The organism is Arthrobacter sp. 7Tela_A1, assembly GCF_049311065.1.
In the GTDB taxonomy this organism is placed as follows: Bacteria; Actinomycetota; Actinomycetes; order Actinomycetales; family Micrococcaceae; genus Arthrobacter_B.
Window position 1 is genome coordinate 1 of record NZ_JAXIOO010000057.1, and the last position, 14925, is coordinate 14925.

At 65.8% G+C, this 14925-nt stretch carries 16 protein-coding genes; 10 read left to right on the forward strand and 6 right to left on the reverse strand.

Annotated elements, in window-relative coordinates; translation table 11 throughout:
- Window positions 1–48: 48 nt before the first annotated feature.
- Window positions 49–648, reverse strand: coding sequence for an antibiotic biosynthesis monooxygenase (locus tag TVB01_RS15870; RefSeq protein ID WP_422456873.1), 600 nt, complete (start codon window positions 646–648; stop codon window positions 49–51).
- A 45-nt stretch (window positions 649–693) separates the two neighbouring features.
- On the reverse strand, window positions 694–1404 hold the full coding sequence (locus tag TVB01_RS15875; protein WP_422456874.1) for a LysE family translocator: 711 nt from the start codon (window positions 1402–1404) through the stop codon (window positions 694–696).
- An 81-nt stretch (window positions 1405–1485) separates the two neighbouring features.
- Here TVB01_RS15875 and TVB01_RS15880 point away from each other — a divergent pair, with 81 nt between their 5' ends.
- The 5 genes from TVB01_RS15880 (at window position 1486) to TVB01_RS15900 (ending at window position 4990) form a co-directional block, all read left to right on the forward strand.
- Window positions 1486–1935, forward strand: coding sequence for an Lrp/AsnC family transcriptional regulator (locus TVB01_RS15880; RefSeq protein WP_422456875.1), 450 nt, complete (start codon window positions 1486–1488; stop codon window positions 1933–1935).
- A 33-nt stretch (window positions 1936–1968) separates the two neighbouring features.
- Window positions 1969–2649, forward strand: a complete 681-nt coding sequence (locus TVB01_RS15885) for an alpha/beta family hydrolase (RefSeq protein WP_422456876.1) — start codon at window positions 1969–1971, stop codon at window positions 2647–2649.
- Between the two features lie 41 nt (window positions 2650–2690).
- Window positions 2691–3422 (forward strand): DUF3592 domain-containing protein, encoded by a 732-nt coding sequence (locus tag TVB01_RS15890; protein ID WP_422456877.1) that lies wholly within the window; start codon window positions 2691–2693, stop codon window positions 3420–3422.
- A 170-nt stretch (window positions 3423–3592) separates the two neighbouring features.
- Window positions 3593–4288 carry an HAD family hydrolase gene (locus TVB01_RS15895; protein WP_422456878.1) on the forward strand — a complete coding sequence of 232 codons (696 nt, stop codon included), beginning with the start codon at window positions 3593–3595 and terminating at the stop codon, window positions 4286–4288.
- Window positions 4289–4612: 324 nt separating this feature from the next.
- Complete coding sequence (locus TVB01_RS15900; protein WP_422456879.1) at window positions 4613–4990, forward strand: hypothetical protein; 378 nt, start codon at window positions 4613–4615, stop codon at window positions 4988–4990.
- Window positions 4991–5198: 208 nt separating this feature from the next.
- Here the strand turns inward: TVB01_RS15900 and TVB01_RS15905 are convergent, their stop codons facing one another.
- Window positions 5199–5555: a DUF4440 domain-containing protein gene (locus TVB01_RS15905; RefSeq protein WP_422456880.1), complete on the reverse strand. Its 357-nt coding sequence runs from the start codon at window positions 5553–5555 to the stop codon at window positions 5199–5201.
- An 82-nt stretch (window positions 5556–5637) separates the two neighbouring features.
- Here TVB01_RS15905 and TVB01_RS15910 point away from each other — a divergent pair, with 82 nt between their 5' ends.
- Window positions 5638–6657, forward strand: a complete 1020-nt coding sequence (locus tag TVB01_RS15910) for an LLM class flavin-dependent oxidoreductase (protein ID WP_422456881.1) — start codon at window positions 5638–5640, stop codon at window positions 6655–6657.
- A gap of 109 nt (window positions 6658–6766) precedes the next feature.
- Here TVB01_RS15910 and TVB01_RS15915 read toward each other — a convergent pair whose 3' ends face one another.
- Entirely contained in the window at window positions 6767–7066 is a 300-nt protein-coding gene (locus tag TVB01_RS15915; protein WP_422456882.1) for a hypothetical protein, read from the reverse strand.
- 207 nt (window positions 7067–7273) lie between these two features.
- Here TVB01_RS15915 and TVB01_RS15920 point away from each other — a divergent pair, with 207 nt between their 5' ends.
- Window positions 7274–9076, forward strand: a complete 1803-nt coding sequence (locus TVB01_RS15920; RefSeq protein ID WP_422456883.1) for an NAD(P)-binding domain-containing protein — start codon at window positions 7274–7276, stop codon at window positions 9074–9076.
- A gap of 115 nt (window positions 9077–9191) precedes the next feature.
- Here TVB01_RS15920 and TVB01_RS15925 read toward each other — a convergent pair whose 3' ends face one another.
- Window positions 9192–10184, reverse strand: coding sequence for a GTP pyrophosphokinase (locus TVB01_RS15925; RefSeq protein ID WP_422456884.1), 993 nt, complete (start codon window positions 10182–10184; stop codon window positions 9192–9194).
- A 311-nt stretch (window positions 10185–10495) separates the two neighbouring features.
- Between TVB01_RS15925 and TVB01_RS15930 the strand changes: the two genes are divergently transcribed.
- Window positions 10496–11929, forward strand: coding sequence for an FAD-binding oxidoreductase (locus TVB01_RS15930; RefSeq protein ID WP_422456885.1), 1434 nt, complete (start codon window positions 10496–10498; stop codon window positions 11927–11929).
- Between the two features lie 52 nt (window positions 11930–11981).
- Here TVB01_RS15930 and TVB01_RS15935 read toward each other — a convergent pair whose 3' ends face one another.
- A complete protein-coding gene (locus TVB01_RS15935) occupies window positions 11982–12209 on the reverse strand; it encodes a hexameric tyrosine-coordinated heme protein (protein WP_422456886.1) in 228 nt (75 codons plus the stop codon).
- A gap of 95 nt (window positions 12210–12304) precedes the next feature.
- Here TVB01_RS15935 and TVB01_RS15940 point away from each other — a divergent pair, with 95 nt between their 5' ends.
- Window positions 12305–12925: a flavin reductase family protein gene (locus tag TVB01_RS15940; RefSeq protein WP_422456887.1), complete on the forward strand. Its 621-nt coding sequence runs from the start codon at window positions 12305–12307 to the stop codon at window positions 12923–12925.
- Between the two features lie 185 nt (window positions 12926–13110).
- Window positions 13111–14886 (forward strand): BCCT family transporter, encoded by a 1776-nt coding sequence (locus TVB01_RS15945; RefSeq protein ID WP_422456888.1) that lies wholly within the window; start codon window positions 13111–13113, stop codon window positions 14884–14886.
- The last annotated feature ends 39 nt before the right edge of the window (window positions 14887–14925 follow it).

The following is a 14925-nucleotide window of genomic DNA, read 5'->3' on the forward strand; positions in this document are numbered from 1 at the left end:
GGCCGGGTATTTATGCCGGGGGGGCGCCGTCGTTCTATGTACGTGTGGTTAGGCGCGGCGGCGCGGCAGCCACGGCTGCAGCAGGCCGGTGACCCAGGGCAGCACCCAGTAGGCCATGATCGGGGTGAGGATCGCAGTCGTGATGAAGACGCGCAGGGGCATCAGGACGTCGTCCCAGCCGGGAACGGCGAGGGCGACCAGCCAGGTGAAGGCCAGGTTGACCGGGAAGAAGCCAAGCCAGATGGCGATGGCCTGCTTCCAGCGCGGCGGCTTGACCGGAGCTTCCAGGTCAGTGGTGGACGACGGCGCGTCGAACCAGCCTTCAATTCCGGTGCGGCGGGTGACGGTCCGGTCTTCCACCATGTCCCGGCCCCGTTCGAGCCAGGACCGGCGCGGTTCGGAGTGCTCCCACGCGTCCAGCGCCGCTGCGTCGGCGAACCGGTACAGCATGTGCCATTCATCGGAGGTGGCGGAGGCGCGGACCCATCCGGAGCCAAGGAACCCGGGCCAGGTATTGGCGAGGTTGACGCCCTCCTGGACCCAGTGCGTGGCCTCGGACACGCGGCGGGGATCGACCCGCCGGGTGATGGAGACCGTCACCGCCTCCGGCCCCCTGGCCGGAAGGGTGTCAGTGTGCAGTGATGTCATGCTTTCCAGTATCGGGTCAGGGTTCGGCAGGGGCGAATCGGCGGTTCAGGCCAGCAGCGAGGCGGCTTGCTCGGTGAGCAGCACCAGGGACACGCACACCATGATGACGCCGCTGCCCAGCGTGACGGCGCGGGCGCCGGCGGGCCGCGAACGCAGCAGCCGGCGGGCGGCCAGGGAAACACACGTGTAGACGACGATGGACACGGCGAAGTGGGACAGCCCCAGGACCAGCGTCTGCAGTGGCACGGCGAGGGCAGCGCCGGGGTCGACGAACTGCGGAATCAGGGCCAGGTACAGCAGCAGCGCTTTGGGGTTGGTGCCGCTGGTTCCCATTCCCTTCAGGAAGTCCCGCCGAGTGTCAGAGCGCGGCGGGGCCGGCCGGGTCAGGAGTGCCACGCTGCCGCCGGCCCGCACGGGTGCGGCAGCAGCTCCACCCTCAGCGGACGCCGTCGTCGTGTCCGCCGTGAATCCGGCGGTGCGCCACGTGCGGATGGTGGTGACCCCGAGCCACAGCAGGTAGGCCGCACCCAGAAGGGTCAGTCCGGTCAGCAGCTGCGGCGTCGCCGCGATGACCGCGGCCAGCCCGGCGACGATCAGGGCGGTATGGAAAAGATAGCCCGCGCAGAGTCCCGCGACGGCCGGGGCAACCCGGCGGGCCCGCAGCCCTGACGAGATGCAGTAGGCCCAGTCTGCACCCGGCGTCATGGCCAAGGTAACGGAGACGGCCGCGAAGCCTGCGAGCTGCTGAAATTCCATGAGCTCAAGCCTAGGGATCCGGGCGCGAAAAGTGCTGACCCGTAAATGCCACTATCAGGGCTGAAAAGATAAGATTTTTGCGTGACTGATGCCATTGACCGGAAAATTTTGCGCTTGCTCCAAAAAGACGGGCGAATGTCTGCCACTGCGGTGGCGGCCGAAGTGGGCCTGACCGTGGCTCCGTGCCACCGGCGCATCAAGGAACTCGAACGCCGTGGCGTGCTGACCGGCTACCGCGCTGTGGTGGATCCGGCCGCTGTTGGGCTCGGCTTCCAGGCGCTGGTTTTCGTTACGCTCCGGGACCGGGCCCACATGCTCGCGTTCGAGGAGGAGGTGGGCCGCTGCGGGCAGATCGTGGCGGCGGACCGCCTCTTTGGCAACCCCGACTTCCTGCTGAAGGTCGTCGCAGCCGACCTGTCGGCCTACCAGCAGTTCTACGACGAGGTCCTGGTCGGGCTGCCCGGTGTGGAAAAACTGACCAGCACGATTGTGATGAAGACGCTGAAGGAAGAAGGGGCACTTCCCCTGTGATTCCCCGCGGCTGCTGGGCGTAAATTGGAACGCATGCCAGTGGAGTCCGAAGAACTAACCGTCAACGTAGGTGACGGCACTGTCAGCGCCGTGTTCGCGCGGCCGTCTGATGCGTGGGCGTCCATGGTGGTAGCCCACGGAGCGGGCAGCGGCATGGAGCATCCCTTCCTAACCGGCTTCACGGACGCAATGAACGACGGCGGCGTGGCAACCTGGCGCTTCAACTTCCCCTACCGGGAGGCCGGGAAGAAATTTCCCGACCGCGCACCGGCAGCGATTGCGGCCTGGCGTGCAGTGATGTTCGCAGCCGAAGACAACGCCGGCGGGGTCCCCGTCTGGGCCTGCGGGAAGTCCTTCGGCGGGCGGATGGCCTCGATGGCGGTGGCCGAGGGGATGCAGGCTGCCGGACTCGCGTTCCTCGGCTACCCGCTGCACCCGCCGGGCAAACCGGAGAAGCTGCGCGACGAGCATCTGTACGGCCTGACGCTGCCCATGCTGTTCCTGCAGGGCACCCGGGATCCGTTTGCCCTGCCCGGCGAGCTGGAACCCATCGCGGAGAAGATCGGCCCCAACGCCGTCGTCGAGCGCATCGAAGGTGGAAACCACATGTTCGAGGTAGCCGGGAACAAGCGGCCGCAGGATGTGATCGGGGCTGCGCTGGCCGCGCCGGTGCTGGAGTTCCTGCGGATGCACACTCCTGGCCACAAGCTGTAACCGTAGGTTAAACGTTCCCGGCCTGCCGGTATTCTGCCAAGGTGCAAAACAGCGACAACAGGCCACAGGCGGACAGTGCGCCGACGCAGCCCAGGCCGTTCGAAGTACCCGAAGGCTGGACCCGCTCCCCTCACCGCAATACCAGCAGGTACGCCATGGAGGTGGCCTATGGCCGGCACGCCTGGCGCGGAATCTACCTGAACGACGGCGCCGGCAACGGCTACTTCGCCCCAGGGTGGAATGGGAAGCGGCTGGCACGGAATATGCGCGTGGTGCAGCGTGTAACCGGCGCCCTGACCATTCTTTCCCTCCTCGTCTTCGGCGGCTGGACCGTGAAAACGGTGCTCGACAACACGGAGTATTACCGGCTCTCCGCGGAGGGGGTCCAGGTCCAGGCCCTGGTGGAATCGGTTTCGACCGAGACGTCGACACGGCACCCCAGAAACAGCGACAGGTCCTACACGACGGAGACGGAAGCGGTGGTCAGCTATTCGGTGGGCGGGGATTCATTCTCGGGGACGGTGGAACACCGGTCCCACTCCAAAGACGGCTATCCCGAACCTGAATGGCGCCCGGGGGAACTCGTGGAACTCTATGCCGATCCCGCTGCGCCCGAAAAAATCGTCGTTCTCAGCCCGTACCTTGAAGATCGGACCAGCCCCGTCAACGGCGCCACGTGGTTCCTGATGATCGCGGGCCTGGCGATCTCGGCTGTTCCAGCGGCCATTTACTTCGTCGCCCGCAGCAGCCGGCGCAAGGCAGAAGCCCTCTAGGCCGTCGCCGGCCTCGCGGGACGCCGGCTGACCGGACTCAGGTTTCGACGGGACGCAGGTTTTGACGGAAGTGCAGCGTCCTGCCACGATCAGTCTGGGTCTTCGCCGTCGTCGTGCCCTATCCGCTTTTTGCGCCGCAGGATCCTGCGGCCACTGTCCAGGAGGAATCTTTGTCGCCACATCCCGCTCTGCAGGCAGTCCTCTGGGATATGGACGGCACGCTCGTGGACACCGAACCGTATTGGTTCGCCGCCGAGAAGGAGCTGATGGCCCGGTTTGGTGTTCGCTGGAGCGATGAGCAGGCCATGGAACTGGTTGGCAATGCCCTGCCCGATTCGGCGCGTGCACTTCAGCAAGCAGGGGCCGATCTGGGGATCCGGGAGATCCTCGATACCCTCTTGGAAAGCGTGGTCCGGTCGGTACGGCGTGAAATCCCCTGGCGGCCTGGTGCCCGTGAGATGCTGGCCGAACTCTGCGGCGCCGGGATTCCCTGCGCGATGGTGACCATGAGCGAAAAGCTGCTGGCCGGAGTCATCGCTGAGCAGCTCCCCGCCGGCACGTTCCGGTTCCTGGTCACGGGCGAGATGGTTGCGCGCGGCAAGCCGGACCCAGAACCCTACCTGTTGGCGGCACAGCTCATGGGCAAGGAGCTGCGTGAGGACATCGACCTCAACCGCGTCGTCGCCGTAGAGGATTCGTTGCCGGGCGTGGCGTCGGCGAAAGCCTCCGGTGCCGTGACTGTGGCGGTCCCAAACGCCGTCGACGTTCCGGAGCAGCCCGGCATCACGCGCTGGGAAACTCTTGCCGGCCGTACTGTTGCTGATTTGCAGGAACTGGTTGCGGAGCGTGTTGCGGCTTCGGTGTAGTCCTCTCAGCAAAGGTACGGCAGCAGAGGAACCCGATTGAGACTGAGGAAGCGACGAAACGCTGTCAGAAGGGGGAGAACGCCATCGTCAACAATGGCGAGGTCCAGATCCATTGAATGCAAGAAGTCCAAGAGCAAGTAAAAATCGACCACGCTTCTCAGCTATATCGGTGCTTCGCTGTAACGAATGCGCGCATTGCTATGCCGCTGCTCCGGTGCGGCAGGGGTGGTGATGCAGAGCGGGCCACCGCTCGCCCCCTTCCTTGGCATACACGCCTCGGCCGCCGGCAAACGGCCGTTATGGTGGAACGGAACATCGGCAACGATGCCCAACTCCTACGTGCCGGCCCGGACCTTGCTCACCTTGCTAGGGCGCAAACCCGGCGATGAGCCGCAGTCCCCGGTCTGGAACCACACGATGCACTGGGGCACCGGTGCGGCGTTGGGCGCGCTGCGAGGCATCTGGTCTGTGACAGGCATCCGCGGCCCGCTGGCTAACATATGGCACACAGTGGTCCGTCTGGCCACCGACCAGACCTTGGAGAACGCCACCGGCGTTGGCGCCCCGCCGCCCACCTGGAACCGGCAGGACCAGGTCGTGGACGTGCTGCACAAGAGCATCTATTCCTGGGCCACCGGCGCCGTCTCCGATGCGCTGATCCGCCCGGTGCTCACATCGCGGCGGGGCACTTCCAGCCACTGACCGGCAGCTTGTTCCACACGCAGATACCTCGGCCACCTACGTCGGTGCTTTTGCCCTGAGAATCCTCCGTACTGGGAGTCCGCCGGGTGGGCGTGGGGGGGACGCGGCAGCCGGCGTGCGATTCCCGCTGCGTCTTTGTCGAGCAGCTCAGCTTGTCCGTAATGAGAGGCTCGCCGCTGTCCGTTGCCGCGCCGGCGGATCACGTCGGCTAGTACGGCGTGTGCTGGTGCAGGGCAAGCTTCCACTCGCCGTCCTCCTTGGCATACACACTGCTGAGCAGGGCCGTGTACGGCGTGCCGTCCCGGTCGGCGCGCACCTTGTAGGTGAGGACGCCGACGTCGTTCCCCAGGTAGTCCTCCCGCGGCTCAATGACCTCGAACGCCGACCACGGCGGTCCGCCCATTGACTCGATGATCTGCTGCCGGTCCGTGATCCGCAGGCCGTTGGTCAGCATAACCACCGGCTCCCGGGCCAGCACCCGGGCATAGAACGCCGTGGCCTCTGCGGGCCCGGTGGACAGCGCGTGCCAGCCTGCCGTTTCCAGTTCCACAAGTTCGTTTTCCATGGTCGGGGACTCTAGCCCTGGCCGGCGGGGCGAGAACAGGGTGAGCCGGAATAACCTCCGGCGCGGGGGCGCTGACACGAAAGTGAAGAAGATTGGATTCCTTTCCTTTGGCCATTACCAAGACGTTCCGGGGTCCCTGACGCCCACTGCCGGCGACGCACTCCTGCAGGCCATCGACCTGGCCGTTGCCGCGGAGGAAGTCGGTGCTGACGGAGCGTTTGTGCGCGTGCACCATTTCGCCCCGCAGCAGGCCTCGCCGTTCCCGCTGCTCGCCGCGATGGCTGCCCGCACCAAGCGGATCGACCTCGGCACCGGCGTGATCGACATGCGGTACGAAAACCCCCTGTATATGGCAGAGGAAGCGGCAGCAACAGACCTGATCAGCGGCGGCAGGTTGCAGCTCGGCATCAGCCGGGGATCCCCCGAGCCCGCGCTGCGCGGCGCCGAAGCGTTCGGCTACGTACCCGGCGAAGGGCAGACCGACGCCGACATGGCCCGCCACCACACCGATGTTTTCCGCGCGGCCATCACCGGCCGCGGCATGGCGCCCGCCAACCCGGAGATGACCGGGCACCGGGGACTGCTCCCTATCGAGCCCCAGTCCCCCGGCCTCAGCGACCGCATCTGGTGGGGTTCAGGCACCCGGGCAACGGCCAAGTGGACCGGCGAGCAGGGCATGAACCTGATGAGCTCCACCCTGCTGACGGAGGACACCGGCGTCCCCTTCGATGAACTGCAGGCCGAGCAGATCCACGTCTACAAGGAAGCGTGGAAAGCTGCCGGGCATCCCGGGCAGGGCAAGGTCTCCGTGAGCCGGAGCATCATCCCGCTGGTTTCTGACGCAGACCGCCGCTACTTCGGTGTGCGGGCCCAGATTGAGGGCCGGGACCAGGTGGGCAGGCTGGAGGGCGGCCTGGCCCGGTTCGGGCGCAGCTATGTGGGCGAACCGGACGTAATCGCCAAGGAATTGGCCGACGACGCCGCTGTCCAGCTTGCGGACACCGTGCTGGTGACGGTGCCGAACCAGCTGGGCGTCGATTACAACGCGGCGCTGCTGGAGAACATCGTCAAGCTCGTGGCCCCCGACGCCGGCTGGCGGTAAAGCGCGAATCCTTCGCCGTCGTCATCCCCCCATCGAGATAGCAGAAACTGCCCGTTTGAGCGTTCAAACGGGCAGTTTCTGCTATCTCGGCGTTGGCGGAGGGGTGGGGTTACTTCTTCCGCCCGAAGACCAGGGACGCGAGCGCGGTCGCCGCGGTGACGGTGTAGACCGACGGCCAGGCACCCATCTTCTTGGCCAGGGGGTGCGAGAGACCGAAGGCTGCCACGTAGGCACCGGTGAGGGCTGCCGCGGTGCCGGTGCCGGCGTCGCGCTTCCAGAGTGCAAACGCAGCAGCGCCCGCGACGGCGAGAACGGCTCCCCCGAGCTGGCGGTTGCCGGTGTCACGGGCGGTCTTGTAGCCGCCGATCAGGCCGGCGGACGTGATGAGCGGGGTCAGCAAAGATGCCACTGTTTTCTCCTTGGGTTGGACTCCTTCCAGCCTAACCCCGCCCATCGAGATGACAGTTAGGGCTCGTTACAGCGCTGATACGTGCAGTTTCTGCCATCTCGATGGTTGGGGAGGAGAGTGCGGCGAATTCCGTTTGGGACCCTACCTATCAGCAGCAACCCGGCGTTTACTGGAGAGCACCAAGAACCGAACCACAAGGGAGTGGAGATGGCTGATTCTGCACAGACAGCTCTGGACCGGGGTGTGGAAGCCTGGCTTGCCGCATTCAATACCGCGCTTCAGGACCGCAATGCCGGGGCGGCGGCGGATTTGTTCGAAGAAGACGGACTTTGGCGGGACTTCGTCTCCTTCACCTGGAACCTTAAAACCCTCGACGGACGGCAGCAGATCGCTGAAATGCTGGAAGCCGTCCTTGACGATGTCCAGCCCGCCGGCTGGGCCCTGGCCGAACCTGCGACGGGAGACGACGGTGTCACCGAAGCGTGGATTACTTTCGAGACGGCGCCCTCCCGCGGCTGGGGACACCTGCGGCTGCGCGACGGCAAGGCCTGGACCCTGCTCACCATCATGCAGGAGCTGAAGGGCTTCGAGGAGCAGAAAGGTGCCAACCGCCCCAAGGGCGTGGAACACACCATCGAGCGCGGGCGGAAGTCCTGGCTCGAGCAGAAACAGGAGCACCAGTCCCGGCTGGGCTACGAAGACCAGCCGTACTGCGTGATCGTGGGCGGCGGGCAGGGCGGGATTGGCCTCGCCGCGCGGCTGCGCAGGCTGAACGTGCCCACCATCGTGATCGAGCGGAATGAGAGCGCAGGCGACTCCTGGCGCAAACGCTACAAGTCCCTCGCCCTGCATGACCCGGTCTGGTACGACCATCTCCCCTACCTGAAGTTCCCCGATGACTGGCCGGTGTTCGCTCCCAAGGACAAGATCGGCGACTGGCTGGAGCACTACACCGCGATCATGGAACTGGACTACTGGTCCGGCACCGAGTGCCTGGGCGCCGCATATGACGACGACGCCGGCACCTGGGAACTGCGCGTGCGCCGGCGCGGCGAAGAGGTCACGCTCCGTCCGCAGCAGCTGGTGTTCGCACTGGGAGTCTCCGGCTACCCCAACATTCCGGAGTTCGACGGCGCCAAGGCCTTCCTGGGCGAGCAGTACCACTCCTCCAAGTACCCCGGCGGCGGAGATCAGACCGGTAAGAAGGCCCTGATCATCGGCTCCAACAACTCCGCCCACGACATAGCGGCCGATCTCTGGGAACACGGCGCGGACGTGACCATGCTGCAGCGCTCTTCCACCCACATTGTGCGCAGCGATTCGCTGATGGAGTTCGCTCTCGGGGACCTCTACTCGGAGCGGGCGCTGGCCGCCGGCACCACCACCGAAAAAGCGGACATGCTCTTCGCCTCGCTCCCCTACCGGATCCTGCCCGATGCCCAGATCCCCATCTACGACACCATCGCCGCGCACGACGCCGAATTCTATGACCAGCTCCGCGCGGCGGGGTTCGACCTCGATTTCGGCGAAGACGGTTCCGGCCTGTTCCTCAAATACCTGCGCCGCGGCTCCGGCTATTACATCGACGTCGGTGCCTCCCAGCTGATCATCGACGGGCGGGTGAAGCTCAAGCAGGGCCAGGTTTCCAAGCTCACCGGCAACGGTGCGGTGCTCGACGACGGTACGGAGCTGGACGCGGACGTCATCATCTACGCCACCGGGTACGGGTCCATGAACAACTGGCTGGCGGACCTGATCTCCCCGGAGGTCGCCGACCAGGTGGGCAAGTGCTGGGGCTACGGCTCCGGCACCACCAAGGATCCGGGCCCGTGGGAGGGCGAGCTGCGGAACATGTGGAAACCCACCAATGTGGACAACCTGTGGATCCACGGCGGGAACCTGCACCAGAGCCGGCACTACTCGATCTTCCTGGCCCTTCAGCTCAAGGCGCGGATGGAGGGGCTGCCCACTCCGGTGTACGGACTTCAGGAGGTACACCACACGCGCTGATCCCCACCCCGCCCATCGAGAGGACAGTTACGGCTCGTTTCAGCGCTGAAAAGAGCCGCAACTGGCCTCTCGGCGGATGGTGCGGGGTGTGGGCGTGCGCGAGAGGGACCCCGCCCTACGCTCCCAGCCGCCGCAGCCGATACTCCAGCTTCGCGCGGCGGGTGCCGTCGTCGTCCATGAAGTGTGTGCGGTCCACGTACTCGGCGCCGAAGCGGTGCAGCAGCACGTCGTCGGCCGCGCGCACGTGCCCGGGCGGGAAACGGTACTCAATCCGGCGTGCCGCGAACGCCCAGTCCGCCGTCTTGAACAGCGCATAGGCCAACGGAACAGTATCCACTCCGTTGGCCCGCAGCACGTCGACCAGCCATTCATACTGTTCAGCGCGGCTGCGCGGATTCTGCGGCAGCTCATGCTCCAGGATGGCGCGGACCGCGGCCGCGGTGAGCTCCAGCGAAGGTTCCGTGACCGCCTGCACCGATTCGCGTTCGTCGAGCGCTTTTTGGGCGGTGACCACCTCGTTGATGGTGTCGAACTCGCGGTCCGCCAACTCGATCAGCCCGGATGCCAGGGTGAACGCCCGGTTGACCTCGGGAGGCACCTCGCCGCCGTTCTTGTAGCGGATGTCATGTTCGAACTCGGCCCAGGCGTGCTGCAGGATGGTGCGCAGCTGCACCTCGAACCGCTGGCCGGCAAACGCGTCGCACCCCGGCGGCGGCCGGCGGGCCGGAACGGCGAGGACCAGATGCTGGCCGGAATAGCCGAACTCTCCGCGGGAGCGCTGCTCACTGGCTTTGTCGACGTGCCCGAGCTGGTCGAAAGCTCCGGCGAGCGCCCCAATCGCACTGCTGATGTCCGATTCGAGGAACAGGATGACCCGCAGGCCGATGATGTCATCGATGTCCTGCATTCCGCCCGGATATTTCGGGGCACCGTCGGGCAGCAGCCGGGACAGCTTCGTGTTCAGGGAACTGTGCCCCTTCACCCGGTGCTGGATGTCGTGGTAATTCAGCCCGTCGTCCCCGAGCCGTGCGACGACGGCGGAGTGGATCGCGGACTCGGCAGCCTCAAACTGCGGACGCGGCTTGGAAAGCCTGGGTCCATTGCTCAACCTGGTCGCTGTGGACCGGCGGAATCTGCACGTTTTCTCCTTGCCGGGTTGCGGAGCTGCCCACCGCGGATGCGGCGGCCGTCTCTGCTGCACAGGTACGAGCCGAACCCACCCCACCAGTGTTTGTCCGGTCCCGGCCAAAGACAACACCTGCCCGCTGACCCGCGGCCCGGCAGCGCCGGACGGCCCGCTTCATGGTTCCGGGAAAGCGTTGAAAGCCGCGTCCGGCAGGCGAAGAATTGGCACAGCATGATTCCCAGCCTTCCCGTCCCCGGTCCGGACGGCCTGGTGTGTTCGAGGCGGAGGAACCCATGACCCAGATTCCAGCTCCTGACGCAGCGCCCAATGCCGTCGCCTGGCCGCAGCCGGCGGACAGCCTTTATCCGGCCCTGGCGGATACTCTCAGCGGATCCCTCACCCTGTTCGGCGACGAGGGCTACGACGCCCGGCGCCGGGTCTGGAACGGGATGATCGATGTGCAGCCTGCCGCCGTCGTGCGTGCCGCCAATACTGAGGACGTTGCAGCTGTCCTCGCCTTTGCCCAGGCCACCGGGCTGCCGCTGGCGGTCCGCGGCGGCGGCCATAATGTGGCCGGGAACGGCACGGTCGACGGCGGCATAGTGCTCGATCTTGGCGATCTGCGGGGCGTCGAGGTCGATCCGGCGGCGGGCACGGCGACCGTCGGAGGCGGCGCCACCCTGTCCGACGTCGACTCGGCGACCGTGCCGGTGGGCCTGGCCGTTCCGCTGGGGGTGGTCTCAGGCACCGGCGTCGCGGGCCTGACCCTGGGCGGCGGCGTCGGGTGGATGACCCGGTCCCACGGGCTCAGCGTGGACAACCTGCTGGCCGCCGACGTCGTGCTAGCGGACGGGACCGCGGTCCACGCCTCAGCTGAGGAAAACCCTGAATTGTTCTGGGGGCTGCGCGGCGGAGGCGGGAACTTCGGCGTCGTCACGTCCTTGACGTTCCGGGCGTGGCCGCTGCCCGAAAGCGTCTACAGCGGGAACCTGATCTATCTTGGCGACCGGTTCGAGAATGCCCTGCATGCCTTCTCCGCGTGGAGTGCCGATGTGCCCGACCAGCTCACCACGATCGTGTCCTTCCTGGTTCCACCAGCCGAATGGGAGCAGGGCGATGATCCGATCATGGCGGTCGGCTTCGCCTGGGCGGGTGAGGACCAAGCGGAAGCGGAGGCCGTCATCGACCGGCTGCGTGCCCTGGCCGTCCCGGATGCCGAACTGGTGGAGCAGACTCCGTGGCTGGACTGGCAGTCCGCGGTAGACGGCGTGTTCCCGCACGGATCCCGTGCCTACTGGAAGAACACGTCCTTTAATTCCCTGGACCCCGCCCTCATCGACGTGCTGGCCAGCCGCGCGCGGGAACAATCCTGGCGCGGCACAGGGTTCGACCTGCACCACATGGGCGGTGCGTTTGGCCGGATACCGGAGGACGCGACGTCGTTCCCGGTCCGCGACGCCCGCTACTGGCTGAACATCTACGGTTATTGGAATGATCCGGCCGACGACGAGCACCACACGGCGTTCGTGCGGGGGCTCTCGGCAGACATGGAACCGCACGCCGGCGGCGGGCAGTACGTGAACTTCATGGGCGCTGACGACCCGCTGCAGGCTGCACCGGGCGTCTATTCCGGCGACAAGCTGGCACGGCTCAGGGCCCTGAAGCAGTCCGTGGACCCGGGCAACCTGTTTCGCCGCAACCACAACATTGCACCGGGCACTGTCTAAGCTCCACGGCCGACGGCGCAGTTCAGTTCAGTTCAGCTCAGCTCAGCTCAGCTCAGCGCCAGTAGTTGTTGGCCGCGGCGACGGTGGCGAACTCGACGGCTACTACATGCGAGGATGCGATCAGCTCCTCCGGGTCCGTCGTATAGACGTCGCGGCCCGCCCGGAGCACTTCCTCGTCCGGCTGAATGGCATAGACGCTGTGCAAGGCCATATCCAGCGCCAGCTTGCGGCCCTCTTCCGGTGTGGCCGTAATAAGGGAATTGCCCGGGATCAGTTCCATGCTGCACCTGGTTTCATGTAGTCCGTCAGCTGTGGGCCCCCGCACCCACAATCCCAGTCCGGGCCCGATTTGTGAACCGGTCTAAGCTCAAAAGCATGAAAACGGATTTTGATCCCGCTGCCATGGGCGGACGCAGCTTTTACCGGCTCCTGACCTCTGTAGTGGTACCCCGACCCATCGCCTGGGTTTCCACGGTTTCCTCCGACGGAGTGGACAACCTCGCCCCGCATTCCTTCTTCACCATCGCCTCGGTCAATCCTCCGGTGGTTTCCTTCACCTCCGTAGGGGAGAAGGATTCCCTGCGCAACATCCGGGAAACCGGCGAATTCGTCATCAGCCTTGCCCCGGAGAACCTTTTCGAAGCCATCAACGCAACCGGAACCGGTTTCGCTGCCGGCATCAGCGAGTTCGACGCCGCCGGGATCGACCGGGAACCCAGTTCCACCGTGCGCCCGCCACGGGTTGCCGGGTCTCCGGTGGCACTGGAATGCCGGCTGCATGAGATCCACCCGGTGGGAGACTGCTTCGTAGTGTATGGCGAGATCACCTGCGCTGCGGTCCAGGCGGATACCCTCGACGGCGAGTCCCACCCCCGGATCGATAAGCTCCGCCCGCTCTCCCGGCTCGGACTCAACGAGTGGGGCACCATCGGCGAGGTGCGGGATATCAAACGCATCCCGGCCGATGAGTGGCCGGGGCACTACCGCGGCGCCTGACAGGCCTCTGGCCTGCGTCTTCCTGCTTCGGCAGCCGTCCCTAGGGTGCGGAGGGGTGGCCCCGGACTTCGACGGGAACTGCGGTTTTTTGCATTGTAAGTATACTTACAGGCTGTGGAGAATCCGCAGAAGCACCCGTCCGAGTAATCTGAGCGCTTCACGGCGCAGGAGGAGCACGTTAGGGCATGACCGCCACCGAGGGCGCGAGAATCGACGAACACAACGGGCCGGATGCACAGGAATCCGTGCATCCCGAGGTGATCAGGGAGCCTCCCGCCGGTGACGTCCCCGCGGGCAAGGGAATTGCGAAGTGGGTCTTCTGGCCCGCAGCGAGCCTCATTGTGGTCTTCTCAGTCTTTGCCATCGCCTTCCCGGCCACCGCGACCGACGTTTTCTCCTCCATCCAGGCAAACGTCATCAGCTGGTTCGGCTGGTACTACGTCGCGGCCATCGCGATCTTTGTGGTCTTCGCCCTCTGGATTGGGCTGAGCCGCTACGGCGACATCAAGCTCGGCAAGGACGACGACGAGCCGGAGTTCTCCGTCTTGTCCTGGTTCGCGCTGTTGTTCGCCGCAGGGATGGGCATTGGACTCGTCTTCTTTGGTGTGGCCGAGCCCCTGAACCACTTCGCCTCCCCGCGGCCCGGTGTGGAGGGAACTCCCATCCAGCTTGCCCAGCAGGCACTCACACAGACATACCTGCACTGGGGACTGCACGCCTGGGCGATCTACGTCGTCGTCGGAGTCTCCATCGCCTATGCCGTCCACCGCAGGGGTCGGCCCATCTCCATCCGCTGGACCCTGGAACCGCTGCTGGGCAAGCGCCGCGTCGCCGGCGGCTGGGGCAACCTGATCGACGTCGTCGCACTGGTGGGCACCTTGTTCGGCGTCGCGACATCGTTGGGACTGGGTGTCCTGCAGATCTCCGCAGGCCTCGAAGAAGCCAACATCATGCAAGCCACGCAGATGACGCAGATCGGACTGATCCTGTGCATCATCACCCTCACCATCGCCTCCTTGGTGTCCGGTGTGGGCAAGGGCATGAAGTGGCTCTCCAACACCAACCTCATCCTGGCCGGGACGCTGCTGCTGTTCGTCCTGTTCACCGGACCCACCCTGTTCCTGCTGCGCGAGTTCGTGCAGTCCATCGGCAACTACCTGCAGAACGTGATCGGCCTGACCTTCAACACCCTGGCCTTCGCCGGCACGGAAGGCGAAGCGTGGCAGTCCGCGTGGACCACGTTCTATTGGGGCTGGTGGATTTCCTGGGCGCCGTTCGTCGGCATCTTCATCGCCCGGATCTCCAAGGGCCGCACTGTCCGCCAGTTCGTGGCAGGCGTGCTGCTGGTTCCCAGCACCATCGGGTTCCTCTGGTTCGCAGTCCTGGGCGGCACCGCCATGCACCGCGAGCTGTTCGGCGGCGGCGGCCTGGTCGGTGAAGACGGCAGCGTGGACACCGAAGGCGCGCTCTTTGGCATGCTGGGCGGCCTTCCGGGAGGAACGGTCCTTACCTTGGGCGCCATCCTCCTGATCGCGATCTTCTTCATCACCTCCGCCGACTCCGGCGCCCTGGTCATGGGCATGCTGTCCACCGGCGGTGACGTCGAACCGAAGAACTGGATCCGCGTCTTCTGGGCCCTCTCCGCTGCGGCAGCAGCGATCGCACTGCTGCTCGCCAATGGCCTCGAAGCCATCCAGACGGCCGCGATCCTCACAGCGGTGCCCTTCAGTGTGGTCATCCTGCTGATGTGCGTTTCCACGGCCAAGGCGTTCCACCAGGAGCATGCCGCCCTGATGCGGGCACAGCGGAAACTGGCCCGCGACCAGCTGGCGGCCCACGTGACCGAGCAGGTGCAGGACACCATGCAGGACCACTACGACGAGCAGGTGGCCGACCAGGTCGATGCCGCCATGGAGAAACAGTTCAAGCGCCGGGCTGCGTCCGGGCATAAGGCGCCCTAGCGTCCCGCCCCACCGCGCTCCCGCTCCCCCTTCCCCATC